The sequence below is a fragment of the Janthinobacterium sp. JC611 genome, assembly GCF_018682595.1.
GTDB lineage: Bacteria > Pseudomonadota > Gammaproteobacteria > Burkholderiales > Burkholderiaceae_D > Janthinobacterium.
Genome location: NZ_JAFLJN010000003.1, coordinates 88,487 through 114,057, shown reverse-complemented (window position 1 = coordinate 114,057; position 25,571 = coordinate 88,487). Strand labels below are relative to the sequence as shown.

The 25,571-nt window shown below is 62.6% G+C and carries 24 protein-coding genes; 8 read left to right on the top strand and 16 right to left on the bottom strand.

The annotated features are described in order from the left end of the window. Nucleotides 1-61: 61 nt before the first annotated feature. From J0O65_RS03425 to J0O65_RS03410, 4 genes are all read right to left on the bottom strand, one after another. A complete protein-coding gene (locus J0O65_RS03425; RefSeq protein WP_251373373.1) occupies nucleotides 62-364 on the bottom strand; it encodes a BolA family protein in 303 nt (100 codons plus the stop codon). Beyond that, the gene (locus J0O65_RS03420; RefSeq protein ID WP_046682773.1) at nucleotides 361-990 is read right to left on the bottom strand and encodes a septation protein A; all 630 of its coding nucleotides are present in this window, start codon (nucleotides 988-990) and stop codon (nucleotides 361-363) included. Before J0O65_RS03420 ends, J0O65_RS03425 begins: the two co-directional genes overlap by 4 nt. A gap of 75 nt (nucleotides 991-1,065) precedes the next feature. Further along, entirely contained in the window at nucleotides 1,066-1,467 is a 402-nt protein-coding gene (gene msrB, locus J0O65_RS03415; RefSeq protein ID WP_034784618.1) for a peptide-methionine (R)-S-oxide reductase MsrB, read from the bottom strand. 9 nt (nucleotides 1,468-1,476) lie between these two features. Beyond that, a complete protein-coding gene (locus J0O65_RS03410) occupies nucleotides 1,477-2,871 on the bottom strand; it encodes a protein adenylyltransferase SelO (RefSeq protein ID WP_251373371.1) in 1,395 nt (464 codons plus the stop codon). A gap of 297 nt (nucleotides 2,872-3,168) precedes the next feature. Between J0O65_RS03410 and J0O65_RS03405 the strand changes: the two genes are divergently transcribed. Then, nucleotides 3,169-4,821 (top strand): 3-(methylthio)propionyl-CoA ligase, encoded by a 1,653-nt coding sequence (locus J0O65_RS03405; RefSeq protein ID WP_251373368.1) that lies wholly within the window; start codon nucleotides 3,169-3,171, stop codon nucleotides 4,819-4,821. 6 nt (nucleotides 4,822-4,827) lie between these two features. On the opposite strand, the gene J0O65_RS03400 is transcribed toward J0O65_RS03405, so the two are convergent. Genes J0O65_RS03400 through J0O65_RS03385 form a run of 4 tightly spaced genes read right to left on the bottom strand, consistent with a single transcriptional unit; the run spans nucleotide 4,828 to nucleotide 9,756 of the window. After that, nucleotides 4,828-6,336 (bottom strand): chemotaxis protein CheW, encoded by a 1,509-nt coding sequence (locus tag J0O65_RS03400; RefSeq protein ID WP_251373366.1) that lies wholly within the window; start codon nucleotides 6,334-6,336, stop codon nucleotides 4,828-4,830. Further along, the gene (locus tag J0O65_RS03395) at nucleotides 6,323-6,868 is read right to left on the bottom strand and encodes a chemotaxis protein CheD (protein ID WP_215404147.1); all 546 of its coding nucleotides are present in this window, start codon (nucleotides 6,866-6,868) and stop codon (nucleotides 6,323-6,325) included. Before J0O65_RS03395 ends, J0O65_RS03400 begins: the two co-directional genes overlap by 14 nt. Continuing rightward, on the bottom strand, nucleotides 6,865-7,689 hold the full coding sequence (locus J0O65_RS03390) for a CheR family methyltransferase (RefSeq protein ID WP_215404146.1): 825 nt from the start codon (nucleotides 7,687-7,689) through the stop codon (nucleotides 6,865-6,867). The genes J0O65_RS03395 and J0O65_RS03390 overlap by 4 nt, the downstream gene beginning before the upstream one ends. A 3-nt stretch (nucleotides 7,690-7,692) precedes the next feature. Continuing rightward, entirely contained in the window at nucleotides 7,693-9,756 is a 2,064-nt protein-coding gene (locus J0O65_RS03385) for a methyl-accepting chemotaxis protein (RefSeq protein WP_251373363.1), read from the bottom strand. 564 nt (nucleotides 9,757-10,320) lie between these two features. On the opposite strand from J0O65_RS03385, the gene J0O65_RS03380 reads away from it, so the two are divergent. Then, a complete protein-coding gene (locus tag J0O65_RS03380) occupies nucleotides 10,321-12,408 on the top strand; it encodes a 3-hydroxyacyl-CoA dehydrogenase NAD-binding domain-containing protein (RefSeq protein ID WP_215404136.1) in 2,088 nt (695 codons plus the stop codon). 45 nt (nucleotides 12,409-12,453) lie between these two features. Here the strand turns inward: J0O65_RS03380 and J0O65_RS03375 are convergent, their stop codons facing one another. From J0O65_RS03375 to J0O65_RS03365, 3 genes are all read right to left on the bottom strand, one after another. Beyond that, nucleotides 12,454-13,302 carry an alpha/beta fold hydrolase gene (locus tag J0O65_RS03375; RefSeq protein WP_215404135.1) on the bottom strand — a complete coding sequence of 283 codons (849 nt, stop codon included), beginning with the start codon at nucleotides 13,300-13,302 and terminating at the stop codon, nucleotides 12,454-12,456. Between the two features lie 107 nt (nucleotides 13,303-13,409). Next, the gene (locus J0O65_RS03370; RefSeq protein ID WP_215404134.1) at nucleotides 13,410-13,814 is read right to left on the bottom strand and encodes a VOC family protein; all 405 of its coding nucleotides are present in this window, start codon (nucleotides 13,812-13,814) and stop codon (nucleotides 13,410-13,412) included. 95 nt (nucleotides 13,815-13,909) lie between these two features. Continuing rightward, a complete protein-coding gene (locus J0O65_RS03365; RefSeq protein ID WP_215404133.1) occupies nucleotides 13,910-14,149 on the bottom strand; it encodes a DUF2798 domain-containing protein in 240 nt (79 codons plus the stop codon). Nucleotides 14,150-14,245: 96 nt separating this feature from the next. Between J0O65_RS03365 and J0O65_RS03360 the strand changes: the two genes are divergently transcribed. Next, on the top strand, nucleotides 14,246-15,187 hold the full coding sequence (locus J0O65_RS03360; RefSeq protein ID WP_215404132.1) for a LysR family transcriptional regulator: 942 nt from the start codon (nucleotides 14,246-14,248) through the stop codon (nucleotides 15,185-15,187). A 113-nt stretch (nucleotides 15,188-15,300) separates the two neighbouring features. Further along, nucleotides 15,301-15,504, top strand: coding sequence for a hypothetical protein (locus J0O65_RS03355; protein WP_070218363.1), 204 nt, complete (start codon nucleotides 15,301-15,303; stop codon nucleotides 15,502-15,504). A gap of 93 nt (nucleotides 15,505-15,597) precedes the next feature. Here the strand turns inward: J0O65_RS03355 and J0O65_RS03350 are convergent, their stop codons facing one another. Beyond that, the gene (locus tag J0O65_RS03350; RefSeq protein WP_215404131.1) at nucleotides 15,598-17,298 is read right to left on the bottom strand and encodes an MFS transporter; all 1,701 of its coding nucleotides are present in this window, start codon (nucleotides 17,296-17,298) and stop codon (nucleotides 15,598-15,600) included. 246 nt (nucleotides 17,299-17,544) lie between these two features. On the opposite strand from J0O65_RS03350, the gene J0O65_RS03345 reads away from it, so the two are divergent. From J0O65_RS03345 to J0O65_RS03330, 4 genes are all read left to right on the top strand, one after another. After that, nucleotides 17,545-18,723, top strand: a complete 1,179-nt coding sequence (locus tag J0O65_RS03345) for an acetyl-CoA C-acyltransferase (RefSeq protein ID WP_215404130.1) — start codon at nucleotides 17,545-17,547, stop codon at nucleotides 18,721-18,723. 126 nt (nucleotides 18,724-18,849) lie between these two features. After that, nucleotides 18,850-19,152 (top strand): Dabb family protein, encoded by a 303-nt coding sequence (locus J0O65_RS03340; protein ID WP_215404129.1) that lies wholly within the window; start codon nucleotides 18,850-18,852, stop codon nucleotides 19,150-19,152. Between the two features lie 165 nt (nucleotides 19,153-19,317). After that, complete coding sequence (locus J0O65_RS03335; RefSeq protein ID WP_215404127.1) at nucleotides 19,318-20,313, top strand: NADP-dependent oxidoreductase; 996 nt, start codon at nucleotides 19,318-19,320, stop codon at nucleotides 20,311-20,313. Nucleotides 20,314-20,373: 60 nt separating this feature from the next. Beyond that, entirely contained in the window at nucleotides 20,374-20,799 is a 426-nt protein-coding gene (locus tag J0O65_RS03330; protein WP_215404125.1) for a GNAT family N-acetyltransferase, read from the top strand. A 74-nt stretch (nucleotides 20,800-20,873) separates the two neighbouring features. Here the strand turns inward: J0O65_RS03330 and J0O65_RS03325 are convergent, their stop codons facing one another. From J0O65_RS03325 to tal, 4 genes are all read right to left on the bottom strand, one after another. Beyond that, on the bottom strand, nucleotides 20,874-21,884 hold the full coding sequence (locus J0O65_RS03325) for an ABC transporter permease subunit (RefSeq protein WP_215404828.1): 1,011 nt from the start codon (nucleotides 21,882-21,884) through the stop codon (nucleotides 20,874-20,876). Nucleotides 21,885-22,044: 160 nt separating this feature from the next. After that, nucleotides 22,045-23,544 (bottom strand): sugar ABC transporter ATP-binding protein, encoded by a 1,500-nt coding sequence (locus J0O65_RS03320; protein WP_215404123.1) that lies wholly within the window; start codon nucleotides 23,542-23,544, stop codon nucleotides 22,045-22,047. Between the two features lie 77 nt (nucleotides 23,545-23,621). Beyond that, nucleotides 23,622-24,557 (bottom strand): ABC transporter substrate-binding protein, encoded by a 936-nt coding sequence (locus J0O65_RS03315; RefSeq protein WP_215404121.1) that lies wholly within the window; start codon nucleotides 24,555-24,557, stop codon nucleotides 23,622-23,624. A gap of 53 nt (nucleotides 24,558-24,610) precedes the next feature. Next, nucleotides 24,611-25,561, bottom strand: a complete 951-nt coding sequence (gene tal / locus J0O65_RS03310) for a transaldolase (protein ID WP_285896776.1) — start codon at nucleotides 25,559-25,561, stop codon at nucleotides 24,611-24,613. Nucleotides 25,562-25,571 lie beyond the last annotated feature (10 nt).

The window sequence follows — 25,571 nt, the reverse complement described above, 5'->3', positions numbered from 1 at the left end:
TCGTAAAAAACGCATGGAAAGAAATCTATAACATGGCTCGGGTACGCCAAAAACGCCATCCTTATGCTGCCTCGGACGGCGCCAATGCCACAATCGCCAATGCATGTATCTCATTATGCATCATATCGTGCACGGAATCATACACCAGTCGATGGCGCATGACGAGCCTGAGCCCCTCAAATTGGCTAGAAATAATGCGCAGATTGTAATGGCCTCCGCCCGAGGCGGCGCCCGCATGGCCCCGGTGGCGCGCCGAGTCGTCTTCCAGCACGCATTCCAGAGGGGAAAGGGCTGTTTCCAGGCGGGTACGAATGCGCTGCATGCGCGTTTCCGGCGCGGTGTTTTCGGTGGTGGTGCTCATCATGCGTCTTCCTTGATATGTTTGGCGAGGAACAGGGTTTGCGCCACGATGAAGGCAAAGAAAATGCCCGTCGCGCCAAACGCCTTGAAGCTGACCCAGGCGGCCATGTCGCCCTTGTACAGCACGAAGGCGACGAACAGGTTCAGCGCGCCGATGGCGCCAAAGAAGATGATCCATGCGGCAAGCAGCTGGTTCCAGACGGCGTCCGGCAATTGTACTTGCGCTTCCATGGTCTTGCGGATCAGGTTTTTCTTGAAGCCCACATGGGCGATCAAGAGGGCCAGGCCGGACAGCCAGTAGATCAGGGTCGGCTTCCACTTCAGGAAGAAATCGTCATGCAGGTAGATGCTGGCGCCGCCGAACACGACAAAGATGAACAGCGACAACCACAGCATGCCGTCCACCTTGCGCCCGCGCAGCAGCAGATAGCTGACCTGGCAAGCCGTGGCGACGATGCCGACGAGGGTGGCGAGTATCCACGGCGCCTGGTCGGCCTTGATCAGGCCGCCTGAGACGAAGCCGGACAAATATTGCTGCACGAAATCGTGCGTGGCCGCTTCATACATGCCGCCCAGTTTAAAGGCGGCGAAGAAGGCGATCAGGGGGAAGAGGTCGAATAGAAATTTCATGGCGAGACTTTACACTGGTCTTATTAAAATCATCTTAGGAATGGCTTAGGAGCAAGGCCCAAGCCATTGCCAGCATCAAGGCTGCGGGTCGAAGCGCAGCGAGGCCGAATTGATGCAATAGCGCAAGCCGGTCGGCGGCGGGCCGTCCGGGAAGACGTGGCCCAGGTGGGCGTCGCAGACGGCGCAGACGATTTCCGTGCGCAGCATGCCGTGGCTGCGGTCGACGATTTCCGTGACATTCGCCGGGTCGAGCGCCTGGAAATAGCTGGGCCAGCCGCAGCCCGAATCGAACTTCGTGTCCGAGGCGAACAAGGGCGTGTTGCAGCAGACGCAAGTGTAGATGCCGTGTTCATGGTGGTCCCAGAACTTGCCCGTGAAGGCCCGTTCCGTGGCCGCGTGGCGCGTCACTTCGTATTGCATCGAGTCGAGCATGGCGCGCCATTCGGCGTCGGTTTTCTTGACTTTATTGGTGGTCATAATGACTCCTTAGGATGAGCAGCTGACTTCAAGGTGGCTGGCCCAGTCGGGCGGCAGGGCCGCATAGTGCTGGTGTTCGGGCTGTTCGTCAAATGGCTTTTGCAAAACATCCAGCAATGTCGCCACTTCCGTGTAGTCCTGCTGCCGGGCTTTTTCGATGGCCACTTGCGCCAGATAGTTGCGCAGCACGTATTTCGGGTTGACCCGGTTCATCGCCGCCTGGCGCTCGGCATCGATGCTGTTTTCCAGCAGCAGGCGCGCGCGGTATTGTGCCGCCCACGCATCGAAGGCGGGGCGGTCGATGAACATGTCGCGCAGCGCCGTGTCGCGTTCCGGCGCGGCCACTTGCAGTGTAGACAGGGCGCGGAAGAAATTGGTGAAATCCACGTGATTGGCTTGCATCAGCGCAAACATGCCGTCGAACAGGGCCGTGTCGTCGTCCTCGTTCGTTTGCAAGCCCAGCTTGGCGCGCAGCAAGGCATTCATCCTTTCCGCAAACGCGCTCTGGTAGCCGTCCAGCGCCGCCTGCGCCTGCTCCACTTCGCCGATCAGCGGCAGCAGGGCCTGGCCCAGCGCATAGCAGTTCCAGTGGCCCACCTGGGGCTGGTTGGCATAGGAATAGCGGCCTTGCTGGTCCGTATGGTTGCAGATGTGCTCGGCGTCGAACGCTTCCATGAAGCCGAAGGGGCCGTAATCGAGCGTCAGGCCCAGGATGGACATATTGTCCGTGTTCATCACGCCATGCATGAAGCCCACGGCTTGCCACTGCGCGATCATGTGCGCCGTGCGCACGCACACTTCGGCCAGCAAGGCTTGATAGGGATTGGATGCGGCGCGCAATTGGGGATAAAAGCCGTCGATGACGTAATCGGCCAGGATTTTCAGCTCATCCGGCTTCTTGCGGTAAAACCAGTGTTCGAACGAGCCGAAGCGCACGAAAGTGGGCGCCATGCGCGTCACCACGGCGGCCGTCTCCACCGTTTCGCGCATGATGCCTTGTTGCGAACCCATGATGGACAGCGCGCGCGAGGTGGGAATGCCCAGCGCCGCCATGGCTTCCGAGCAGAGGAATTCGCGGATGGATGAGCGCAGCACGGCGCGCCCGTCGCCCATGCGCGAATACGGCGTGGCGCCGGCGCCTTTCAGCTGCAGCTCCATCGGGCCGTGTTCGGTGGCGATATCGCCCAGCAAGATGGCGCGGCCATCGCCAAGCTGGCCGGCCCAGACGCCGAACTGGTGGCCCGAATACACGGCCGACAGCGGTTGCGAACGCTCGGCGACCGTATTGCCGCTCAGCAGCGCCACGTAATCGGCTTGCGCCAGGCGCGCGGCATCGAGGCCGACCAGGCTCGCTGCCGGCGCGCTGGCGGCCACGAAATACGGGGCGGGCAGGGGCGTGGGCATCAAGCGCGTATAGAACGCGGGCGGCAAGGCCGCGAAGGCGTTATCCAGTGGTAAGGTATGAGCGGTGATGGCAATTCCATTCAAAAAATGGACCGGCAAGGTGCGCCAGCCTGGAATGCGATTTTACCGCACGGCGACCAGGCGCGTGGCGCAGGGCCGGGAGCTTAAAAAACGGAATCAAAAATTCCATGCTGCAATGCAATATCGAAATGCGTTGACGATTTCCGCACGACCGTACGAGACTAAGGAAAGTCTGTCAATTCCAACAATCACCGAGCATCCCAACCAGGAGACACGATGTCGGCATTCCCCTTGAGCCCAGTGATGGGCCAGATGATGAATCAGCCCCTGCTGATTTCCAGCATTATTGAGTTTGCAGCGCGGCATTATGGGGGCAGCGAAATCATTTCGCGGCGCGTGGAAGGCGATATGCACCGCTACACCTACCGCGATTGCCACCAGCGCGCGCGGCGCCTGGCGAACGCCTTGCATGGCCTGGGGGTGGGCATGGGCGACCGGGTCGCCACCCTGGCCTGGAATGGCTACCGCCACCTGGAAGCCTACTATGCCGTGTCCGGCTCGGGGGCCGTGCTGCACACCATCAATCCGCGCCTGTTTCCCGACCAGATCGCCTACATCTCGAATCATGCGGAAGATCAGGTCTTGCTGTTCGATCTGACCTTCCTGCCCGTGGTGGAGAAAATCGCCACCGACTGCACCTTCGTGCGCCATTTCGTCCTGATGTGCGAGCGCGAGCGCATGCCCGCCAGCAGCGGCATCCCCGACCTGCTGTGCTATGAAGACTTGATCGCCACGCATTCCGACGATTACGCCTGGCCCCTGTTCGATGAAAATGCGGCCGCCACCCTGTGCTACACGTCGGGCACGACGGGCAACCCCAAGGGCGCCCTGTATTCGCACCGCTCGACCGTGCTGCACGCGTATGCGTCGGCCATGCCCAGCGCCTTGAACGTGCGCGCTTCGGACACCGTGCTGCCCGTCGTGCCCATGTTCCACGTGAACGCCTGGGGTTTGCCGTACTCCGTGCCCCTGTCCGGCGCGCGCATGGTGTTCCCTGGCGCGGCGCTGGACGGCAAGTCGCTGTACGACTTGTTCGAGGCGGAAAAAGTGACGTTCTCGGCCGGCGTGCCCACCGTCTGGCTGGGCCTGCTGAACCACGCCTTGCAGAACAACTTGCGGTTTTCCACCTTCCGCCGCACGGTGATCGGCGGCGCCGCGTGCCCGCCGGCCATGATGGATACCCTGATCGACCAGTTCGACATCGAGGTCATCCACGCCTGGGGCATGACGGAAATGTCGCCGCTGGGCACGGCCGGCGGCTTGCAGACCAAGCACCTGGACTTGCCGAAGGACGAGCAGCGCAAGATCCTGCAAAAGCAGGGCCATGCCATCTACGGCGTGGACATGAAGATCGTCGACGACGAGGGCAAGGAGTTGCCGTGGGATGGCGTCGCCTACGGCCATCTGCTGGTGAAAGGGCCGTGGATCATTTCCTCGTATTACAAGAACGAGGGCGGCGAAGCGCTGCAGGATGGCTGGTTCCCCACGGGCGACGTGGCCACCATCGATGCCGATGGCTACATGCAGATCACGGACCGCAGCAAGGACGTGATCAAGTCGGGCGGCGAGTGGATCGGCACCATCGACCTGGAAAACCTGGCAATGGCCCACCCGGCCGTGCTGCAGGCGGCCTGCATCGGCGTATTCCACCCGAAATGGGACGAGCGCCCCGTGCTGGTCGTGGTGCTGCGTCCCGGCATGGCGGTCACGCGCGACGCCTTGCTGCAGTTCTTCGAGGGCAAGATCGCCAAGTGGTGGACGCCGGACGACGTGCTGTTCATCGACGCCTTGCCCATGGGCGCGACGGGCAAGATCCAGAAGAACAAGCTGCGCGAGCAGTTCAAGGGCCACCAGCTGCCTGGGATGTAAATAAGGCTAGGCCGCCTGCGGCAGCGCCGAGCCCAGCTTTTCCAGCAGATGGTCGCACTGGAAGACGGACAGGGTCTGGCGCTGCGCCTCCGTGCCGATATCGATCATTTCATCCATTTCGCTGCGCAAGTCGTCGTGCGTGCCCGTGCGGATGATTTGCGGCGCCGCAAAGCGCTGGCTGTCGGAAATCGTCATGATGTTATCGACGTGGTCGACGAGGAAGCCGTAGCGCTCGTCACCCCGTTCCACGATCAGGATCTTGCCCGCGCTGGCGTCCGGCAAGGGCGGCATGGCGTACAGCTGGCGCAAGTCGATGATGCTGATCATTTGCTGGCGTAAATTCAGCATGCCGCGCATGCAGGCCGGCATGCCCGGCGGCGTGGTGATGGCGCCGCTGAAATCGATGATTTCGCGCACTTGTCCGATTTCCACGGCGAAGCGGGTTTCCACCGTAAACGTGATGTAGACGCGGCGCTGCGCCTTGTGCGTGGCGGCGCCGGCCGTTTCCGTATCGCTGGGATACAGGCGCTGGTGGCCGTCGCGCATCTCGACGATCTCCGCCTGCGACAGGATGCCCTTGTGGTCGAGGAAAATGATGTCGCCCAGGCCTTCTTTCGTGATGCAGCCGGCAAACATGGAGGCGCGCGCCTTGCTCAGCAGCGGAATCGGCAATACCTCGTCGCCAAAGAAATGCACGATGCTGTCGACGGAGTCGACGAGGAAGCCCACGCTCGTGTCATCGAGGCGCACGACGATGACGCGCTGCTCGCCGGTGGCCTGCTTGCCGGACCCGGCCGCCTGCAGCAGGGCGCCGAAGTCGACGACGGCCACCTGGCTGCCGCGGAAATGCATGCGTCCCAGGCACAGTTCGCTGTTCAGCAGGGAACTGTGCAGTTCCGGCACCCGGATGATTTCCTGGATGGCCAGCATTTCGAAGGCAAACGTGGCGCCGGCGGCATGGAAGCTGACGCACTGCCGGCGTTCGCTTTGCGCATGGTAACGGGCCGTGTTCAGCCTGGCGCCAGTCGCCTGCAGGGCCAGCACGTGGGGCACATTTTCGATGCGCAGCAGGGCCTGCGGGTCGAGCACCTGCAGCAGGCGCGCGCCGCCATCGAGCAAGACCGTGCCGGCGATGACGGCGTGGCTGGCGCCGGCCGCATAGTGCAGGGCGCTGCGGGCGCTGGCGGGCACGCGCAGGATTTCGCCCGTGTCCTGGAAGACGATGCCGATCAGTACTTGCTGGAAGTCGAGGATGGCGATCTTGTCCGTGGCCACGGCGCGCGGCGCATCGGTGCGGAACAAGCGTCCCAGGTTGACCACAGGAATGACGCTGCCGCGCAAGGTGAACATGCCTTCCAGATACGCGGGCGACAGGGGCAGGGCGGTGACTTTGGCGGGATAGTTGACCACTTCGCGGATGCAACTGGCGGGCAGGGCGAATTCATCGTCGCCCAGGTGGAAGGAGCCGAACAGTTCGGTGGCCGTGTCCCTGGCGCCTTCTTCATGCATATCCATAGAGGCCTTCCTTGCGTGGAATCAATTCGGGTGGCGCCACCACATCGGTGACGGCATAGCTGTGCCTGGCGCAATCGATCAGCAACTGGCGCCCGTGGCGGCCGCCCAGCGCGCAAAAGCTGACGTGCAAGCCGCACTGGTCCAGGTATTTTTGCGCCGCTGCCGCGTTTTGCCGGCCCACTTGCAGGCGCCCATGGCCATTTGCGGGGCCAAACATGCTGGCGCCGCCCGCCAGCACCACTTCGATGTCGGCGTAATCGGCCTGGCGCACGCCCATCAGGCGCAGCAGCGAGGGCACGGCCTGGCTGACATAGCGTGCATTCGGGATGCCGGGGGCGTGGTCGGCGCCGGGCGCTTCCGGCAGCAGGCAGTGGGCCAGGCCGCAGCAGGGACCGTTCTTCCAGAGAAAGCCGATGCCGATGCAGGAGCCAAGCAAGGCTTGCAGCTGCTCGCCATGCGTGCCCACGCTAAGTTGGCCCATGCCAACCAGGTGCAGCGGCGGCGCATCGGCCGCAGTGTGCGTGTGGATCATGCCAGTCCCGCCTTATAAATCATGGGAAACTCGAATTGGTAGCCGGTACCGAGGCGCGCGATGCTTTCCGATTCGCCCAGGATCAGCCTGCCTTCATCCTTGAGGCTCAGGCGCGCCTGGCGCAGCACGGTTTCCTGGTGCTCGGCGTCGAAATAAATGAGCACGTTGCGCAGGAAGACCAGGTCGAATTGCCGCGCCGGGCGCAGCGCGTCGAGCAGGTTGTGCCGGGCAAAGCTGACGTGCTGGCGCAGTTCGTCGTTGACCTTGACGCCATACGGCGACGGCGTGAAATATTTGCGCAGCAAGTCCGGGTGCGACAGGCGGATGCGCTCGACGGAGCGTCCGCTGTACTGGCCGGCCCGCGCGGCGCCCAGGATCTGCTGCGAAATGTCGCTGGCCAGGATCTGGTAGCGGAACGCGGGCGCTTGCAGCTTGAATTGCTCGCACAGCATGGCGATCGAATACAGTTCCTCGCCGCTGGCGGCGGCCGCCGACCAGATGGACAGGCAGCCGTCAGGATGGGCGCGGGCCCAGGCGGGCAGGTAGCGGTCGCGGAAGTAGTCCCAGATGGACGGCGTGCGGAAGAACAGGGTGTCGTTGGTGGTCACCAGGTCGATGAAATGGGCCACCTCGTCGCGGTCGCTGGCCACGCGCTCCAGGTAGGCCTGGTAGCTGTGCAGGGACAGCGCCCGCAGCCGTGGCTGCAAGCGCCGTTCCAGCAGCACGCTCTTGCGCGCCGTCATGGCGATGCCCGTATGCTCGCGCACCAGCGCGATCAGGGTCGTCAGCACCTCGGGCGTCAAGGCGGCCGCATGGCTCATGGCCTACACCACGAAGCCGGAGACAGTCTGGTTCAGGCTGCCGGCGCGCTCGTTCAAGCCATCCGTCGAGCGGGCGATGCTGTCGCAGTTGGCGGCCGACTTTTCCGTTTCCTCGGCGATGTACTGGATGGCCGTCGATACTTCGCGCGCTGTCAGCAGCTGCTCGTTGGCCGCCTTCGAGATATCGGAGATCGCCAAGGTGGTCTTCGCCACCCCCGAGACGATCTTGTCGAAGGCGTCGCTGGCCTGGCGAGAGATTTCGCTGCCCGTCGAGACGCGCTTGACGGACTCGTTGATCAGCTTGGAGATTTCCTTGGTCGCTTGCGAGGAGCGCTCGGCCAGCTTGCGCACCTCGTCGGCGACGACGGAAAAGCCCAGGCCGTGCTCGCCCGCGCGCGCCGCCTCGATGGCCGCATTGAAGGCCAGCATATTCGTCTGGTTGGCGATTTCGCTGATGACCTTGACGATTTCGCCGATGTCTTCCGACGAGCGATTGATCAAGTCCATCGCCTCGATCGACTTGGCGACGGCGCGCGCGCCCGCTTCCGCTTCCTGCTGCGTGGCTTTCGCCAGGGAATCGGCATTCGAGGTATTTTCCGCGATGGAATTGATGGAGAACGTCAAGCCGTCGATGGACGCGTTCATTTCTTCCACCGTGGCGCCCAGCGCCTGCGTGCCCACGGCTACGCCCGTGGCCCGTTCGGCGATCGCGTGCGAGGCGTCGGCAAAGCCGTTGGCGGCCGACACCACGTTGCCGATCACGCCGCGCAAGTCGCCGATCATCTTGCTGATGCCGCCCGCCAACAGGTCGATCGGCTCGTCGCCCTCGGGCACGATCTTGCAGGTCAGGTCGCCTTGCGCCGTGCGCGCCACCGAGTCGAGCAGGGCATTGACCTTGCGGCTGTCGTTGGCGGCCTTGGACTGGATGCTGTTTTCCAGGTTCACCTGGTCCGTGATGTCGATGGCGAACTTGACCACCTTGTACGGCTTGCCGTTCAGGTCCAGGATGGGGTTGTAGGTGGCTTGTATCCACACCACCTTGCCATGGTTGCCCAGGCGCTTGTAGCGGCCAGCGTCGAATTCGCCCCGGTTGAGCTTTTGCCAGAATTTCTTGTACTCGGCGCTGCCCGCATATTCGGGCTCGCAGAACATGCGGTGGTGCTCGCCCTGGATGTCGCTCAAGTCATAGTCCATGACGGCGAGGAAATTGTCGTTCGCATCGAGCACATTGCCCTGCATGTCGAATTCGATCACCGCCTGCGCCTTGCCGATGGCGCTGACCTTGCCTTCGTACTCGGCATTGCGCTTTTTCAGGGCCGTGATGTCGCTGGCGAACTTGACCACCTTGAAGGGCCGGCCTTCCGCGTCGAAGATGGGATTATAGGTGGCGTTGAGCCAGATTTCGCGGCCATCCTTGGTCACGCGCTTGTATTCGCCCGCGTCGAACTGGCCTTGCCCCAGCTTGTGCCAGAACTGCGCGTACTCGTCGCTGTTGGCGTAGTCGGGCAGGCAAAACATGCGGTGGTGCTTGCCCTTGATCTCGTCGAGCGTATAGCCGACGGACTTGAGGAAATTGTCGTTGGCGTCGAGGATGGTGCCGTCGAGGCGGAACTCGATCACGGCCTGGGCCTTGCTGATGGCGTCGATCTTGCCTTCGTAATCGGCATTGCGGCGCTTGCTGGCGGTGATGTCGGTGGCAAACTTGATGACTTTATACGGCTTGCCATCCGCGTCGAGGATGGGGTTGTAGGAAGCGTTGATCCACACTTCGCGACCATCCCTGGCGCGGCGCTTGTATTCGCCCTGGTCGAACTCGCCACGGCCCAGCCTGGCCCAGAAGTCGGCGTAGTCGGCCGTTTTCACATATTCGGGGTCGCAGAAGATGGCATGGTGCTTGCCTTGTACCTCGGCCAGGCTATACCCGAGGACGCGCAGGAAATTGTCATTCGCATGCAGGATGGTGCCGTCGAGTTCAAACTCGATGACGGCCTGGACACGGTTCAGTGCAGTATTTATCGCTTGTAAGTCCAGATCCTGGGAGTGGCTGACATGGCTGGCTGCGTCCATCATATTTCCTTCGGTGTGAGAAGAGGAAGGGGAGCGATAAGGCTGCTGTTATTATTTTTTCTGCTATCCATATAAGGCAGCGATGTTATTGCCTCGGTCGCCATCGGGTGATAATCGGTGAGAATATGCGCGATGAACGGCCGCGATTGCTTGCCCTGCGGTGTGCCTTATAGTGGATAAATTGTAGAATATTGATTTGAATCAACAATTTTATTATTCCTCAGCATCTGGCGAAAAACAAGGGGCGGGAATAAATAATGTAGGAACTGTCGCAATTGGCCCGTGCCGGCATATAACAAACGCATGCCTTCGCATCAGAAAACGCCGTTATTATTATTGTTGTTTTATTATTTAAATGAATATGCAAGTGATAGCTTCTACTGGTGCGGGCAGCTTGCAGCAGAATCTTTTCCTAAACGATGTTGTACCATGGCGTACCATGCTGGCGCCCGGGTATACCCGACAAAAATAATACGAGCGTTCTTTTATGCGGTATAGTGCAGCCTCATCCCTTGCAACCACCTCATCGCCAAGCAAAAACCTATACACCAATAAGGAAGAGACATGAGTGCTGAATATCAAGTGAACGGCGCCGTCGCCGTCATTACCCTGAGTAATCCGCCCGTCAATGGCCTGGGCCTGGCGACGCGCACTGCCGCCGTGGCCGGCATCCGTCAGGCGCTGGCGGACCCAGCCGTGAAAGCCATCGTCATCACGGGCGCCGGCAAGGCCTTTTCGGGCGGCGCCGACATCAAGGAATTCAATTCGCCCAAGGCGCTCACGGAACCGACCCTGCACACCCTGATCAATGTCGTCGAGCAATCGACCAAGCCCGTGGTGGCGGCCATCCACAGCGTCTGCATGGGCGGCGGCCTGGAGCTGGCGCTGGGCTGCAACTACCGCGTGGCCGCGCCGGGCGCGCAGATGGCCTTGCCTGAAGTCAAGCTCGGCATCTTGCCGGGCGCGGGCGGCACGCAGCGCCTGCCGCGTGTGCTGGGCCTGGAAATGGCCCTCAACATGATTGTCTCCGGCACGCCCGTGGCGTCCGAAAAACTGGCCGGCACGGCCCTGTTCGATGAAGTCATCGCACCCGGCGCCGACTTGCTGGCCGCCGCCGTCGCTTTCGCCACGAAAGTGGCCGACGTGCGCCCGCTGCCGAAGGTGCGCGAGCGCAAGGTCGACTACCCGAACCACGAAGCGTTTTTGCAGTTTTCGCGCAATACGGTCAAAGCCATGTCCGGCCCGTTCCCCGCACCGCTGAAATGCGTCGATGCCGTGGCGGCCGCCGTGACGATGCAATTCGACGATGGCTTGAAGTACGAGCGTGAACTGTTCATGCAGCTGGTGCAGTCGCCGGAATCGAAAGCCCTGCGCCATGCCTTCTTCGCCGAACGGGTCGCCAGCAAGGTGCCCGACGTGCCGTCCGACACGCCCGTGCGCGGCATCGCCAGCGCGGCCATCGTCGGCGCCGGCACCATGGGCGGCGGCATCGCCATGAACTTCGCCAACGCGGGCATTCCCGTGACCCTGCTGGAAACGCGGCAGGAAGCGCTGGACAAGGGCCTGGCCACGATCCGCAAGAATTATGAAAACACGGTCAAAAAGGGCAAGTTGACGCAAGAGAAGGCCGAGCAGCGCATCGCGCTTGTTTCCGGCACCTTGGCGTATGCGGACATCGCCCAGGCCGATATCGTCATCGAAGCCGTCTTCGAGGAACTGGGCGTCAAGGAAGCCGTGTTCAAACAGCTCGACGCCGTCATGAAGCCGGGCGCCATCCTCGCCTCGAACACGTCGACACTGGACCTGGACAAGATCGCCGCGTTCACCCGGCGCCCGCAAGACGTGATCGGCACGCATTTCTTCAGCCCGGCGAACGTCATGAAACTGCTGGAAATCGTCCGTGGCAAGCAGACGGGCAAGGACGTGCTGGCCACCGCGCTGGCGCTGTCGAAAAAGCTGAAGAAGACGGGCGTCGTCTCGGGCGTGTGCGACGGTTTCATCGGCAACCGCATGATCGAGCAGTACAGCCGCCAGGCCGGCTTCCTGCTGGAAGAAGGTTGCCTGCCGGAACAGGTAGACAAGGCGGTCGAAAAATTCGGTTTCGCCATGGGCCCGTTCCGCATGGGCGACCTGGCCGGCAACGACATCGGCTGGGCCATCCGCAAGCGCCGCCATGTGGAAAAGCCGGAAGTGACGTATTCGAAGACGGCGGATCTGCTGTGCGAACTGGGGCGTTACGGCCAGAAGACGGGCGCCGGCTGGTATGACTACAAGCCGGGCGACCGCAAGGCGTATCCGTCGGAACAGGTCAACGCCATGATAGTCCAGCACTCCGCCGACATCGGCGTGGCTCGGCGCAAGATCGGCGACCAGGAAATCGTCGAACGCCTCGTGTATGCGCTGGTCAACGAAGGCGCGCGCATCCTCGAAGAAGGCATCGCCCTGCGCGCATCGGACATCGACATGGTGTACCTGACGGGCTACGGCTTCCCCCTGTTCCGTGGCGGCCCCATGTTCTACGCGGACACGGTCGGCTTGCCGAACGTGCTCGACAGCATCAACGGCTACGCCAAGGGCCGCCACGGCGAAGCGTGGACGCCGGCGCCGTTGCTGGTGAAACTGGCGGGCGAGGGCAAGGGTTTCAATAGTTGATGTTGGGCTGTTGAATGACAAAGGGCAGATTTCTCTGCCCTTTTTTTATTTCTTCTTCGCCACCATCTTGACCGCCTCGTTGACGATGACGGGGTTGTCCTTCTGGATGTAGTAGCCGGCGCCCGTGATGCGCTCGATGGCTGGCGCGCCGGACAGGCGTTGCCAATCCTTTTCCTGGGCCCGCACCACGTTTTCAAACGAGCCCATTTCCTCGATGCCGAACTTGTCGCGCACCAGCAGCATGGCGGGCACGCGCAGCGGGCTGGCCATGTCCACATGCTGCAGGCATTGTGTCTGGGCATCGAATTCGGCCGATTCCGCGCTGTTGAACATGAGTTTACGCCGCGTCTTGACGAGCATGGCGTAGGTGGACGCGTCCGTCTGCAGGCGGTTCCATTGCTGCGGGTGCGTGGGATCGAGCAAGACCAGGCCGGCCACGTCCTGCGGGTACAGCCTCGCATACACATACTGGTACAGCCCGCCCAAGCCGTGGCCGACCAGCACGTACGGCGGCGTCAAGCCCGCTTGCGCCAGCAGGGCGCGTTGCTGGGCGGCGATGGTGCAGGGGTCGCGCGGCGTGGTGGTTTTTTTGCTGTCGCCGTAGCCGGGACGGTCGTAGACGAGCACGCGGTGCTGCCTGGCCACTTCGGGCACCACCTTGGCCCACACATCCTTGCCGTCGCCCATGGCCGACTGGAAGACCACGGGCAAGCCGCCCTGGCCGCTCACGGTGTAGGCGATGCTGGCGTCGGGCAGGGCGGCCGTGGCCGGTACGCCTGGCGTGGCTGGCGAGGACGGCAACAGGGAGCAGCCGGAAAAACAGCCGGCCAGCAGCAAGCCGGCGCTGGAGAGGAGCATGGTGCGCGCGGGGCGTGCGTCGAATAGATGATGCATGAAACTCCTTCTTGGTGCACGGACCGGGGACCGGTATGGCTTGGCAGCCATTATAGGCAAATCGTCACGAAGTGGAAATGCCGAACAGAGCAAGATTTCCCGTCCTGTCAGCCGGCGTCTGCGCGATGGCAGACGGCTTCGATGCGGTTGCCGTCCGGATCGAACAGAAAGGCCGCGTAATAGCTGGCGTGATAGTGGCGCAGGCCGGGCGCGCCCAGGTCGATGCCGCCATGCGCCAGCCCCGCGCGCCAGAACGCTTCCACGGCCGCGCGCGAGGGGGCCTTGAAGCAGCAATGGCGGCGCGGCGCGTCGTCGGGTTGCGGGCCCAGGCGCACGGAGAAATAGCTGCGTTCGGGATGTTCCGCATCGCTGCGCTCGCCATAGCCTATCCACGCGTTGGCATGGTCGCTGCCCACCTTGGGCACGTCCAGCGCGGCGAAGATGGCGTCATAGAAGCGTTCGGCGCGTGCCAGGTCGCTGACGGTGAGGGAGACATGATCGAGCATGGGCATTTTGCCGTGAAAACAAGGAAGGCCATAGCATAGCCCGGATCACGGCGGTCGTGGGCGGGAGTGACCGAGTGACACTGCCGGCGGCCAACTGGCGGTCAAGGACGGCCGGCGAGTCGGGCCACGATGCCGCGGCTGAGCAGCTGCACGCGGGGTGCGAACAGCATCACGGCGCAGAAGGCCACGGGCCAGGCGGCGAAGAAGGCATGGCGCCAGCGGGGCAGGAAGTCGGCCTGCAGGCCGATATTGAGCCAGGTGACCCAGGCGCTCATCAGCAAGGTCATGACCAGCGACATCAGGAAGGCAAATACGCAGCGCAAGCGCAGGGCTTCGGACATGGGGCACTTTCAAAATGGTAAGAATAGACAGCGTAACGACTTGCGGCAATCTATACTAGAGCCATATTTTTAATTTCAAATTCCGAAAATGCAATCATGCTCGATGATTTAGCCTTGTTTGTCTCCATTGTCGAGGCGGGCAGCCTGCATGCGGCTGCCGTCAAGGAGGATTTGCCCGCCGCCACCGTCACGCGCCGGCTGCAAAAGCTGGAAAGCCAGCTTGGCTACCGCTTGCTCAACCGCAGCGCGCGCCGCCTGCAGCCGACGGCGGAAGGCTGGCAATACTACGAGCAGTGCCGGCCCCTCGTGCACGCGCTGCGGCAAGCGACGCAGCAGCTCGACGCCAGCCTGTCGGCCGTCTCGGGCAGCATCCGCGTGCTGGCGCCCGTGAACTTCGCCAGCGGCTTGCTGACGCCGGCCTGGGTCAGTTTCATGCAGAAGTACCCGGACATCCGCCTGGAGCTGGAACTGTCGAACCTGCTGCAAGACCTGGTCGGCAGCGGCGCCGACCTGGCCATCCGCGTGGGCGCGCTCGACGATTCCTCGCTGATGCAGCGGCGCCTGGGCAGCGCGTCGCTGGTGATGGTGGCCGCGCCCGCCTACCTGGCGCGCGCCGGCGTGCCGCGCGACTTGCAGGAACTGGAAAAGCACGAGCTGATCGTCGCCGAACCGCTGCGCTCGTGGCGCTTGCGGCGGCCCGGCGACGGCGCCGACATGGCGATCGAACCGCAGGCGCGCCTGCGCGTCAATGAGATGCGCCTGGCCGTGGAAATGGCCGACGCGGGCATCGGTATTTTGCTGTGTCCGCTGCTGCAGTGCCGCGACGAAGTGGCCCGGGGCAGTCTCGTGCGCGTGCTGCCCGAGTGGATGCCGCAGCCGCGCCACGTGTATGCCGTGTGGACGCAGCGGCGCTACCTGCCGGCCCGCGTGCGCGTCTTGCTCGAACACCTGGCGGCGTTTGCGGCCGGCAATCCGCTGTTGAACGAGGGGGCGGGCGCAGATCAGGTCGTTGTGCCGGGTATCCTTTCCATTAAGTAATACCGAGCGCTTGTACTTTCCGGCAAGATCGCGTTAAGATAAAGCCGCCCGCTTATCCAGCGGGTAATCTGGTGTTTTTTTCGCGCAATCCGTCCTTATCCATGAGAGTAGCAATGAAATATCTGATCGTTCCCTTCTTGCTGGCCATCACTGGCTGCGAAGTACTGTATGACGCGAACCGGGACAAGATCGGCGAATATTGCAACAGCCTCAATAATTTTGACGACCGCAATGCCTGCCGCAAGCGCAACCAGACCAGCTACCAGGAGTACGTGCAGCAGCGCGACCAGCTCAAAAAGGGCAAGAGCGAGAAGTAAGTCCGTCGCCTGCGCCGCATAAAAAAACGCCGCTGACGAGTCAGCGGCGTTTTGCTTTGCAGCCCCGGCCTTGCGACCGGGGTGTGCCGCAGATTAATCGTCGGCGTAGATATTGTTATCCTTCGTTTCCTTGACGAACAGGGTGCCGATCACGACAGTCGCCAGGGCGACGACGATCGGATACCACAGGCCATAATAAATGTCGCCCTTGAAGGCCACCAGCGCGAAGGCCGTGGTCGGCAGCAAGCCACCGAACCAGCCGTTACCGATATGGTAGGGCAGGGACATCGAGGTGTAGCGTATGCGCGTCGGGAACATTTCCACCAGCATGGCGGCGATCGGGCCATACACCATGGTTACATACAGCACCAGGATGAACAGCAGCAAGACGACCATCGGTTTGTTGATCTGCTCCGGATCGGCTTTCGCAGGATAGCCGGCTTCCTTGATGCCGGCGCCCAGTTCTTTCTTCAGCGCCGCTTCGTGAGCCTTGCTGTCCGCGTCGAAGTTCAGGCCATCGGCCGTCATGACGGCGTTGAACGAGCTAAATTCCTTCGTGCCGATGCGCACCTTGGCGATTGAGCCGGCCGGCGCGTCTTCCTTCGTGTAGTTCACCGAGCTGTTCGACAGGAAGCCGGTGGCGATGTCGCACGACGATGGGAACTTCTTGGTACCCGTCATGTTGAACTGGAAGTGGCAGGAAGCGGGATCGGCCACCACCACCACCGGCGAGTTCTTCAGTGCTGCTTCCAGCTGCGGGTTGGCGAAGTGGGTCAGGCCGTTGAAGATCGGGAAGTAGGTGGCCGCGGCGATCAGGCAGCCGCCGAGGATGATGTACTTGCGGCCGATGCGGTCGGACAGGCCGCCGAAGAAGAGGAAGAACGGCGTGGCCAGCAGCAGGGCGATGGCGACGAGCACGTTGGCCGTCGCCAGGTCCACCTTCAGGGTCTGGATCATGAAGAACAGGGCGTAGAACTGGCCCGTGTACCACACGACGGCCTGGCCGGCGGTCAGGCCGATCAGGGCCAGGATGACGATCTTCAGGTTTTTCCATTTGCCAAACGCTTCCGTCAGCGGGGCTTTCGAGGTCTTGCCCTCAGCCTTCATCTTGGCGAATGCCGGCGATTCATTCATGGCCAGGCGGATCCACACGGAAATACCCAGCAGGATGACGGAGACGAGGAAGGGAATGCGCCAGCCCCATGCCTCGAAATCCTTCTCGCCGGTCGCCAGGCGGGTGCCCAGGATGACCATCAGCGACAGGAAGAAGCCCAGGGTGGCCGTCGTCTGTATCCACGCCGTGAATGCGCCGCGCTTGCCTTCAGGCGCGTGCTCGGCCACATAGGTGGCGGCGCCGCCGTACTCGCCGCCCAGCGCCAGGCCTTGCAGGATGCGCAGGATGACGAGGATGATCGGTGCGGCGATGCCGATGGAGGCGTGGCCCGGCAGCAAGCCGACGATGAAGGTGGAGCCGCCCATGATCAGGATGGTGATCAGGAAGGTGTATTTGCGGCCGATCATGTCGCCCAGGCGGCCGAAGACCAGCGCGCCGAATGGACGCACGATGAAGCCGGCGGCAAAGGCCAGCAGCGCGAAAATGAAGGTGGTGGTGGGGTCGCCGATGAAGAATTGCTTGGCGATGATGGAAGCGAGCGAGCCGTACAGATAAAAATCGTACCATTCAAAGACCGTGCCCAAGGATGACGCAAAGATGACCTTGCGTTCCTCGGGCGTAATCGGCGTTCCCTTGGTGGATACTTTCCGCACGTCGGCCGAGCCGGATGTTGATGCCATGGTGAGTCTCCCTATGTTTTATAGTGAACTGCTGCCGAGGTCTTTTTGACCATTCTTGCAACAGCTTGGGGCGAGTGTGTTCTCCGAACCTTACGTCATGCTTGCTTGAAACTTACACCAAGCTTACAAAAATGACGGTCATCGCAACTTTGCGAACGACCGTACTTAAATGTGCTATTCTGATTCCGCAGATACCATCATTGACCCCATCATTGACCATATAACATTCCCACAAGGAGACACAGCATGAATGAAGCCGTCATCGTATCGACCGCCCGCACGGGCCTGGCCAAGTCCTGGAAGGGCGCGTTCAACATGACGCATGGCGCCACCCTGGGCGGCCATGTGCTGGCGGCCGCCGTCGAGCGCGCGCGCATCGAGGCGGAAGAAGTGGAAGACGTGCTGGTCGGCTGCGCCTTTCCCGAGGGCGCCACGGGCGGCAATATCGCGCGCCAGGTGGCCTTGCGCGGGGGCTGCCCCGTCACCACGGCTGGCATGACCGTCAACCGCTTCTGCTCGTCGGGTCTGCAAGCGATCGCCCTGGCGGCGCAGCGCATCATCGCGGGCGAAGGCGACATCTATGCGGCGGGCGGCGTGGAATCGATTTCCTGCGTGCAGAATGAAATGAATACGCATATGTATCGCGACGTCTGGCTGCAGCAGCACAAGCCGGAAGTGTACTGGCCCATGCTGCAGACGGCCGAGACCGTGGCCAAGCGCTACCGGATTTCGCGCGAGCGCCAGGATGCCTATGGCGCGCAAAGCCAGCAGCGCGCCGCCGCGGCCCAGGCGGCCGGCCTGTTCGACGCGGAAATCGTGCCGATGACCACCATCATGGGCGTGGCCGACAAGGCCAGCGGCATGCTGGTCTCGCGCGAAGTGACGATAGCCGCCGACGAGGGCATTCGCGCCGACACGACGTATGACGGCGTGGCGAAGATCCGCCCGGCCATTCCTGGCGGCGTCATCAGCGCCGGCAATGCCAGCCAGTTTTCCGACGGCGCTTCGATGGCCATCGTCATGAATGCCAAAGTGGCCGAAGCGAAAGGCTTGCAGCCGCTGGGCATCTTCCGCGGCTTTGCCGTGGCCGGCTGCGAACCCGATGAAATGGGCATCGGCCCCGTATTTGCCATCCCGAAACTGCTGAAAAAGGCGGGCCTGACGGTGGCCGACATCGGCCTGTGGGAACTCAATGAAGCGTTCGCCGTGCAAGTGCTGTACTGCGCCGACACCCTGGGCATCCCCATGGACCGCCTGAACGTCAACGGCGGCGCCATCGCCGTCGGCCACCCTTATGGCGTCTCGGGCGCGCGCCTGACGGGCCACGCCTTGATCGAAGGCAAGCGCCGTGGCGTCAAATACGTGGTCGTCACCATGTGCATCGGCGGCGGGCAGGGTGCGGCCGGCCTGTTCGAGGTGCTGTAATCTGGATCAAAGCCAGTCAGCGGGCGGCTTCCAGGGCCGCCCGCTTGCCTTCCGTCCGCTGTTCCTGCAGAGCGGAGCGATAGCGGTTACAGTAATGCTTCATTGATAAACAACCAGCCTGCCGCCATGATCAAGCACATCGTTTTCTGGAAACTCAAGGACCACGCCGAAGGTGCCGACCGCGCCACCAATGCCTTGAAACTGAAGGCCCTGCTCGATGCCTGTGCCGACCTCGTGCCCGGCATCCTGGCATTCGAGGCGGCCGTGGCCCAGCCGGGCCTGGAAGCGACCTACGACATCGTCCTGTACAGCGAATTCGCCAGCAGGGAAGCGCTCGACGCCTACCAGAACCATCCCGAGCACGTGAAAATCAAGCCGTTCTTCGGCGCCGTGCGGGAAGCGCGGCAATGCATGGATTATGAAGTGTAGTGACACCGAACCAAACCTACTGCGCGTCGGTATAGGTGGCCTGCGATGCTCACCGTACTACAGTACGGTTGCGCTTCTCGGCCACCTCTCCCTTCCGCTCGCTACGGTTTTGTTCGGTGTCGTGAATATCAATGTTAGCTATTAACTTTATTGACAGGAGCATTCATGACCACCTACCAACGCATCGTCCTCGCCTCGCGCCCCACGGCTGAAGTGCAGCCGGAACACTTCCGTTTGGAAACGGCTGAGATTCCCGCCATCCAGGATGGTCAATTGCTGGTGCGTAATCAGTACCTGTCGCTCGACCCCTACATGCGCGGGCGCATGAGCACGAACAAGAGCTATGCGGCGCCACAGGCGCTCGATGAAACCATGATCGGCGGCACGGTGGGCGTGGTGCTCGAATCGAAGCATCCGAAGTTCGCCGTGGGCGACACGGTGGTGGGAACGTTGGGCTGGACGGAAGTGGCCGTGTCCGACGGCAGCATGCTGCGCAAGGTCGATACGACGCATATCCCTGCGTCCGCTTACCTGGGCGCCGTCGGCATGCCGGGCATGACGGCGTGGTATGGCTTGAACCAGATCATGGCGCCGAAAGCGGGCGAAACGGTCGTCGTGTCGGCCGCCAGCGGCGCCGTGGGCAGCGTCGTGGGGCAGTTGGCGAAATTGAAAGGCTGCCGGGTCGTCGGCATCGCCGGCGGCGCGGAGAAATGCGCGTACGTCGTCAAGGAACTGGGTTTCGACGCCTGCGTCGATTACAAGGCGGGCAAGCTGGCGTCCGACCTGGAAGCGGCCACGCCGGACGGCATCGACGCCATCTTTGAAAACGTGGGCGGCGCCGTGTTCGACGCGGCGCTGGCGCGCACCAACGCGTTCGGACGCGTGGCCGTGTGCGGCTGGATCGCCGGCTACAACGGCGAACCGACGCCGCTCGAGAATGCCCGCTTCATCCTCACCAACCGCCTCACCGTGCGCGGCTTCATCGTCTCGGAACAGCCGGACTTCTGGCCGCAAGGGCTGGCGGAACTGGGTAGCCTGGTGGCAACGGGCAAGCTGACATTCCGCGAATCCGTGGCGGAGGGCCTGGCCAGCGCGCCGGAAGCGTTTATTGGCCTGTTGAAAGGCCGTAACCTCGGCAAGCAGCTGGTCAAGCTCAGCTGATCTCTCTGTGCAAAGGCAGGTCGTGCGACAATAACGGCCTGTCTTTTATTACTGTCTACCATGACCAAGCACACCATCCGCCTCGGCGACTGGGCCACCCTGGGCCAGGACGCCACCGCCATCCGTTTTGAAGTCTTCGTCGATGAACAGAAAGTGCCGGCCGAGATCGAACTCGACGACATGGACGCCGTCTGCCTGCACGCCGTCGCCTATGACGATGCCGGCAACGCCATCGGCACGGGCCGGCTCTTGCCAGACGGCCACATCGGCCGCATGGCCGTACGCCAGCCGGGCCGCGGCACGGGTGTGGGCGGCGCCATCCTGCAATTGTTGATGGAGAAAGCCCGCGCACGGGGCGATGCCGCCGTGGTCTTGAACGCGCAAACCGTGGCCGCGCCATTCTATGCACGCCACGGTTTCGTGCAGCAGGGGGAACAATTTGAAGAGGCGGGGATTGCGCATGTGGAGATGCGCTTGCAGTTTTAACTGCTGGGGGCAGACCCCCGATAACGTTGGCGCAGAGCTTTGCGTTAGCGGTGTTGAGGGTCTGACCCCGGATTTTAATTCTGCGCGTGCGACTGGCGCCATTTATCCAGGATCACGGCTAGCACGATCACGACGCCCTTGGCCACATATTGCCAGAACGACGACAGGCCCAGAATCGTCAAGCCATTGTTCATCACGCCGATGATCAGGGCGCCGATGACGGTGCCCCAGACGGAGCCCACGCCGCCCATCAGGCTGGTGCCGCCGAGCACGACGGCCGCGATGGCGTCCAGTTCGTAGCCCGTGCCCCAGTTGCCGTTGGCCGCGTACAGGCGGCTGGCCGACATGGCGCCGCCCAAACCCGCGAACAGGCCGCTGATCGTGTAGACAAACATCAGCACGAGGCCGACCTTGATCCCCGTCAAGCGGGCCGCCTGGATATTGCCGCCGACGGCGTAGATGTGCAGGCCCAGGGTCGTCTTGCGCAGGATGAACCAGGTCAGCAGCACGACGGCCGCCGCCAGCCAGATCAGCCAGGGCACGGCCAGGAAGCTGCCGTTGCCCATCCATTCGAAGCTGGGGATTTCCGTGTTCAGCACGCTGGTGCCGTCGGCCAGCAGGTAGGCGGCGCCGCGCAACGCCGTCATGGTGCCCAGGGTCACGACGAAGGGGTTCAGGCCGACGAGGGCGACCAGCACGCCGTTCAGTGCGCCCAGCAGCAGGCCGACGATGAGGAAGGCGGGGATCGAAAAGCCGGCGAACTGCGCCGAGAGCGACATCAGCATGCCCGCAACGGCCGAGACGGCCAGCACGGAACCGACGGACAGATCGATGCCGCTGGTGAGAATGACGAAGGTCATGCCGGACGCCAGCACGATATTGATCGACACCTGGCGGAAGATGTTCATGGTGTTATTGCTGCTCATGAAGGTCGACGTGCCGTCGGCCGAGAAATACACGGTCAGGCCGTACATGGCCAGGTACAGCACGACCAGCACGGGCAGCATGCCCAGGCGGCGCATCAGGTTCGAGGCATTGAAGGGTTCGCCGGCGCGCGCGGCGCCGCGGGTGGTGCTAGTTGTCATCATGAGTCTCCTGAATGATTATTTAAGACGTATTCTTAAAACGCCTGACAAAACCGTAGCGAGCGGATGTGGGTTGTGGTTGAGACGCGGAACTGTGCGAATGCACAGTGAGCATCGGAAACCGCAACCCGCGACGCGCAGTAGGTTTTGGCAGGTGTTTTTATGCCGCTTCCAGCTGGGTCGCATAGGCGAGGATGTTTTCCTGCGTGATGTCGTCGCCCGTCACTTCGCCCGTCATCCGTCCCTCGCACATCACCATCACGCGGTCGCAGATGCCGACCAGCTCGGCCAGTTCGCTGGAAATGCACAGCACGGCCGTGCCGGCGTCCGCCAGCTGGTGGATGATTTTGTAGATTTCGCTCTTCGCGCCCACGTCCACGCCCCGCGTCGGTTCGTCGAGGATGAGGACCTTGGGCGCGATGGCCAGCCAGCGCGCCAGCAAGACCTTCTGCTGGTTGCCGCCGGAGAGTCCGCCGACGATGCCGTCCGGCCCCGACACTTTCACGTTGAGGTTGCTGATCGCCTCGCGCGTGAGCTGCGTCAGGGCGCCGCGGTTGACGACGCCCGCCGTCGCATGCTTGGATAGTATGTTCATCGACATGTTTTCCATGGCCGACAGTTGCATGAACAAGCCCAGGCTCTTGCGGTCCTCGGGCAGGTAGCCGATGCCGTGGCGGATCGCCGCCAGCGGGCGGTGGATATGCACTTCCTGGCCGTCGAGCCACACTTGCCCCGATGCTTTCTTGTCGGCGCCAAAGATCAGCCGCGCCAGTTCCGTGCGGCCCGCGCCGACGAGGCCGGCCAGGCCCGTGACTTCGCCCGCATGCAGGCTGAACGAGGCGGGCTTGACCTTGCCGCCGCCCACGTTTTCCACGCGCAAGCGCTCGGCGCCCCGCGTGCTGCGCCGCTGGTGCGCATAAAAATCGTCGGCGGGACGGCCCACCATCATTTGCACGACTTTCTTTTGATCCAGCTCATCCTTGCCCAGTTCGCCCACATAGGCGCCGTCGCGCAGCACCGTGATGCGGCGCGCCAGGCGCTCCACCTCGGCCATGCGGTGGCTGATGTACAGCACGGCCAGGCCCTTGTCGCGCTGTTCTTCGATGATGCGGAACAATTGTTCGGTTTCCCGGTCGGACAGGGCAGCGGTGGGCTCGTCCATGATCAGGATGCGGCTTTCATGCACGAGGGCGCGGGCGATTTCCACCTGTTGCTGCTCGGCGATCGACAGCGTGGACACCATGGTGTCGGCGTCGAAGCGGGAACCGAGGTCGGCCAGGATGGCGTTGGTGCGCGCGCGCATTTCGCCGGCCTTGACGGTCCAGAACGGTCCTTGCGGCTCGCTGCCCATGAAGACGTTCTGCGCCACCGTCATGTTCTTGGCCACGCTCAATTCCTGATAGATCAGGTTGATGCCCAGCGCGCGTGCCTCGCCCGGGTTGCGTATCTTGATCGGCTTGCCGTCGAGGATGATCTCGCCCGCGTCCGGCGTGTACACACCGGAGAGGATTTTCATCAGGGTGCTCTTGCCGGCGCCATTTTCGCCCATCACGGCATGGATTTCGCCGCTGCGCACCGTCAGGTGCACGCCGCGCAGCGCGCGCGTGGCGCCAAAGCGCTTCTCGATGCCGCGCATTTCAAAAATAATTTCGTCGCTCATGACTGTCCTTCCTTGCTGGTGAAACTGGCGCCGCCTGCCAACTGGCCGGCGGCGCCACGTGGTTCAGGTCAGGCAGATCAGTTCCGTACCCAGCCCGTGTAGGTGGCCACGTTTTCCTTGGTGATGGCCGGGGTCGGCAACAGCACCATGGTCTGTTTCGGCGTGCGGCCGTTCATGATGTCGTAGCCCATCTGCACGGCGTCCGTGGCCATGCGGTACGGATTTTGCGCCGAGGTGGCGGCAAACAGGCCAGCCTTGTTTTTCAGGGCGTTCTGGCCATCGGGCGCGCCATCGACGGCCGTGATCAGTTTTACGTCCGTACGCTTCGATTGCTTGATGGCCAGTTCGGCGCCGATGCCGGTCGGATCGTTGATGGCGAACACGCCGTCGATCTTCGGATGGGCCGTCAGCAAGTTCGACATCACGGTCATGCCGCCGTCGCGGCTGCCGCCCGCGTTCTGGTTGTCGGACAGGATCTTGATATCCTTGAACGCGGCCAGGGTCTTCTTGCAGCCGTTGACGCGGTCGATCACGGACGTTACGGGTGGGCCGTTCAGGATCACGACATTGCCCTTGCCGCCGATCTGCTTGGCCAGGTAGGCGCACGAGACGTCGCCGGCCATGGTGTTGTCGGACATCACGGTGGCCGAAGCACCCACGGCGCCCACGTCGACGGCGATCACGACGACGCCCGCATTGCGCGCTTTCTTGATGGCCGGTGCGATGCCCTTGGAATCGACGGCATTCAGGATGATGATGTCAGTCTTGTTGGCGATAAAGTTCTCGATCTGGTCGACCTGGGTGTTCAGGTCATACTTGCTGGACACCGTCGTGACCTTCACGCCAGGGCCGCCCAGCTTTTTCGCGCTTTCTTCCGCGCCGCGGCCAATGGCGACGAAAAACGGGTTGGCCAGGTCGCCCACGCTCACGCCGATCGATTTGAGCGGTTTGTCGGCGGCGAAGGCGCCGCAGGCGGCGGACAGCAGCAGGGAGGCGGTAATGACTTTTTTCATGAGGATCTCCAAGGGTTTTTATTGTAAAAACGAACAGTGCTACGGGTGAAAACTTAGTTAGTACGCAATTTCTCGATCATGGCGTCCAGCTTGCCTGCATCGACGGCGAAGCCGCGGATGCCTTCGGCCAGCTTTTCGGTCGCCATCGCATCGTCGTTCAGCGCATAGCGGAAAGCCGCCTCGTCATACGTGACGGCCGGCTGCGCCGCGCCCAGGTCGCCGCCCAGCGCGCGCTCGAAAGACGCATCCGCCGCTTCCAGCCTGGCCAGCAGGTCCGGGCTGATGGTCAGCAAGTCGCAGCCGGACAGGGCCGTGATCTGGCCCACGTTGCGGAAGCTGGCGCCCATCACTTGGGTGGCGATGCCATGTTGTTTGTAGTAATTGAAGATGCGCGTGACCGACTGCACACCTGGATCGTTGGACAGGCTGCGCGCCGCTTCGTCCCATGCCGCGCCCTGCGACTTCTTGTGCCAGTCGTAGATGCGGCCCACGAACGGCGAAATCAGGCGCACCTTCGCGTCCGCGCAGGCGACGGCCTGGCAAAACGCGAACAGCAGGGTCAGGTTGCAAAAGATGCCTTCCGCTTCCAGTTCGCGCGCCGCCTGGATGCCTTCCCAGGTGGCGGCGACCTTGATCAGCACGCGCTCGCGGGCCACGCCGGCTTGCTCGTACAGGGCGATCAAACGGCGCCCGCGGGCGACGGTGGCGGCGCGGTCAAAGCTCAGGCGGGCATCGACTTCCGTCGACACGCGGCCCGGCACAACCTTCAGGATTTCCAGGCCGAAGCGCACCAGCACCTGGTCGACGATATCGTCCAGGCTGGCGGTCTTGTGCGCGGCGACCGTGCTTTCCAGCAAGGGCTCGTATTCGGGCTGCAGCACGGCCTTTAAAATCAGCGACGGGTTGGTGGTGGCGTCTTGTGGAGCGAAGCGGGCCAGTTGCAAGAAGTCGCCCGTGTCGGCGACGACGGTGCTGGTTTGCTTCAATTGTTGCAGTTGATTCAGTTGCGTCATT

What these genes read in the sequence shown, in the direction of transcription:
- msrB (WP_034784618.1), bottom strand. Translation starts at nt 1,467, where the DNA reads ATGACCACCAATAAAGTCAAGAAAACCGACGCCGAATGGCGCGCCATG.
- J0O65_RS03345 (WP_215404130.1), top strand. Translation starts at nt 17,545, where the DNA reads ATGAATGAAGCCGTCATCGTATCGACCGCCCGCACGGGCCTGGCCAAG.
- J0O65_RS03325 (WP_215404828.1), bottom strand. Translation starts at nt 21,884, where the DNA reads ATGACAACTAGCACCACCCGCGGCGCCGCGCGCGCCGGCGAACCCTTC.
- J0O65_RS03365 (WP_215404133.1), bottom strand. Translation starts at nt 14,149, where the DNA reads ATGTCCGAAGCCCTGCGCTTGCGCTGCGTATTTGCCTTCCTGATGTCG.
- J0O65_RS03380 (WP_215404136.1), top strand. Translation starts at nt 10,321, where the DNA reads ATGAGTGCTGAATATCAAGTGAACGGCGCCGTCGCCGTCATTACCCTG.
- J0O65_RS03350 (WP_215404131.1), bottom strand. Translation starts at nt 17,298, where the DNA reads ATGGCATCAACATCCGGCTCGGCCGACGTGCGGAAAGTATCCACCAAG.
- J0O65_RS03425 (WP_251373373.1), bottom strand. Translation starts at nt 364, where the DNA reads ATGATGAGCACCACCACCGAAAACACCGCGCCGGAAACGCGCATGCAG.
- J0O65_RS03390 (WP_215404146.1), bottom strand. Translation starts at nt 7,689, where the DNA reads ATGAGCCATGCGGCCGCCTTGACGCCCGAGGTGCTGACGACCCTGATC.
- J0O65_RS03375 (WP_215404135.1), bottom strand. Translation starts at nt 13,302, where the DNA reads ATGCATCATCTATTCGACGCACGCCCCGCGCGCACCATGCTCCTCTCC.
- J0O65_RS03360 (WP_215404132.1), top strand. Translation starts at nt 14,246, where the DNA reads ATGCTCGATGATTTAGCCTTGTTTGTCTCCATTGTCGAGGCGGGCAGC.
- J0O65_RS03400 (WP_251373366.1), bottom strand. Translation starts at nt 6,336, where the DNA reads ATGGATATGCATGAAGAAGGCGCCAGGGACACGGCCACCGAACTGTTC.
- J0O65_RS03330 (WP_215404125.1), top strand. Translation starts at nt 20,374, where the DNA reads ATGACCAAGCACACCATCCGCCTCGGCGACTGGGCCACCCTGGGCCAG.
- J0O65_RS03410 (WP_251373371.1), bottom strand. Translation starts at nt 2,871, where the DNA reads ATGCCCACGCCCCTGCCCGCCCCGTATTTCGTGGCCGCCAGCGCGCCG.
- J0O65_RS03340 (WP_215404129.1), top strand. Translation starts at nt 18,850, where the DNA reads ATGATCAAGCACATCGTTTTCTGGAAACTCAAGGACCACGCCGAAGGT.
- J0O65_RS03335 (WP_215404127.1), top strand. Translation starts at nt 19,318, where the DNA reads ATGACCACCTACCAACGCATCGTCCTCGCCTCGCGCCCCACGGCTGAA.
- J0O65_RS03355 (WP_070218363.1), top strand. Translation starts at nt 15,301, where the DNA reads ATGAAATATCTGATCGTTCCCTTCTTGCTGGCCATCACTGGCTGCGAA.
- J0O65_RS03395 (WP_215404147.1), bottom strand. Translation starts at nt 6,868, where the DNA reads ATGATCCACACGCACACTGCGGCCGATGCGCCGCCGCTGCACCTGGTT.
- J0O65_RS03420 (WP_046682773.1), bottom strand. Translation starts at nt 990, where the DNA reads ATGAAATTTCTATTCGACCTCTTCCCCCTGATCGCCTTCTTCGCCGCC.
- J0O65_RS03385 (WP_251373363.1), bottom strand. Translation starts at nt 9,756, where the DNA reads ATGGACGCAGCCAGCCATGTCAGCCACTCCCAGGATCTGGACTTACAA.
- J0O65_RS03405 (WP_251373368.1), top strand. Translation starts at nt 3,169, where the DNA reads ATGTCGGCATTCCCCTTGAGCCCAGTGATGGGCCAGATGATGAATCAG.
- J0O65_RS03320 (WP_215404123.1), bottom strand. Translation starts at nt 23,544, where the DNA reads ATGAGCGACGAAATTATTTTTGAAATGCGCGGCATCGAGAAGCGCTTT.
- J0O65_RS03370 (WP_215404134.1), bottom strand. Translation starts at nt 13,814, where the DNA reads ATGCCCATGCTCGATCATGTCTCCCTCACCGTCAGCGACCTGGCACGC.
- J0O65_RS03315 (WP_215404121.1), bottom strand. Translation starts at nt 24,557, where the DNA reads ATGAAAAAAGTCATTACCGCCTCCCTGCTGCTGTCCGCCGCCTGCGGC.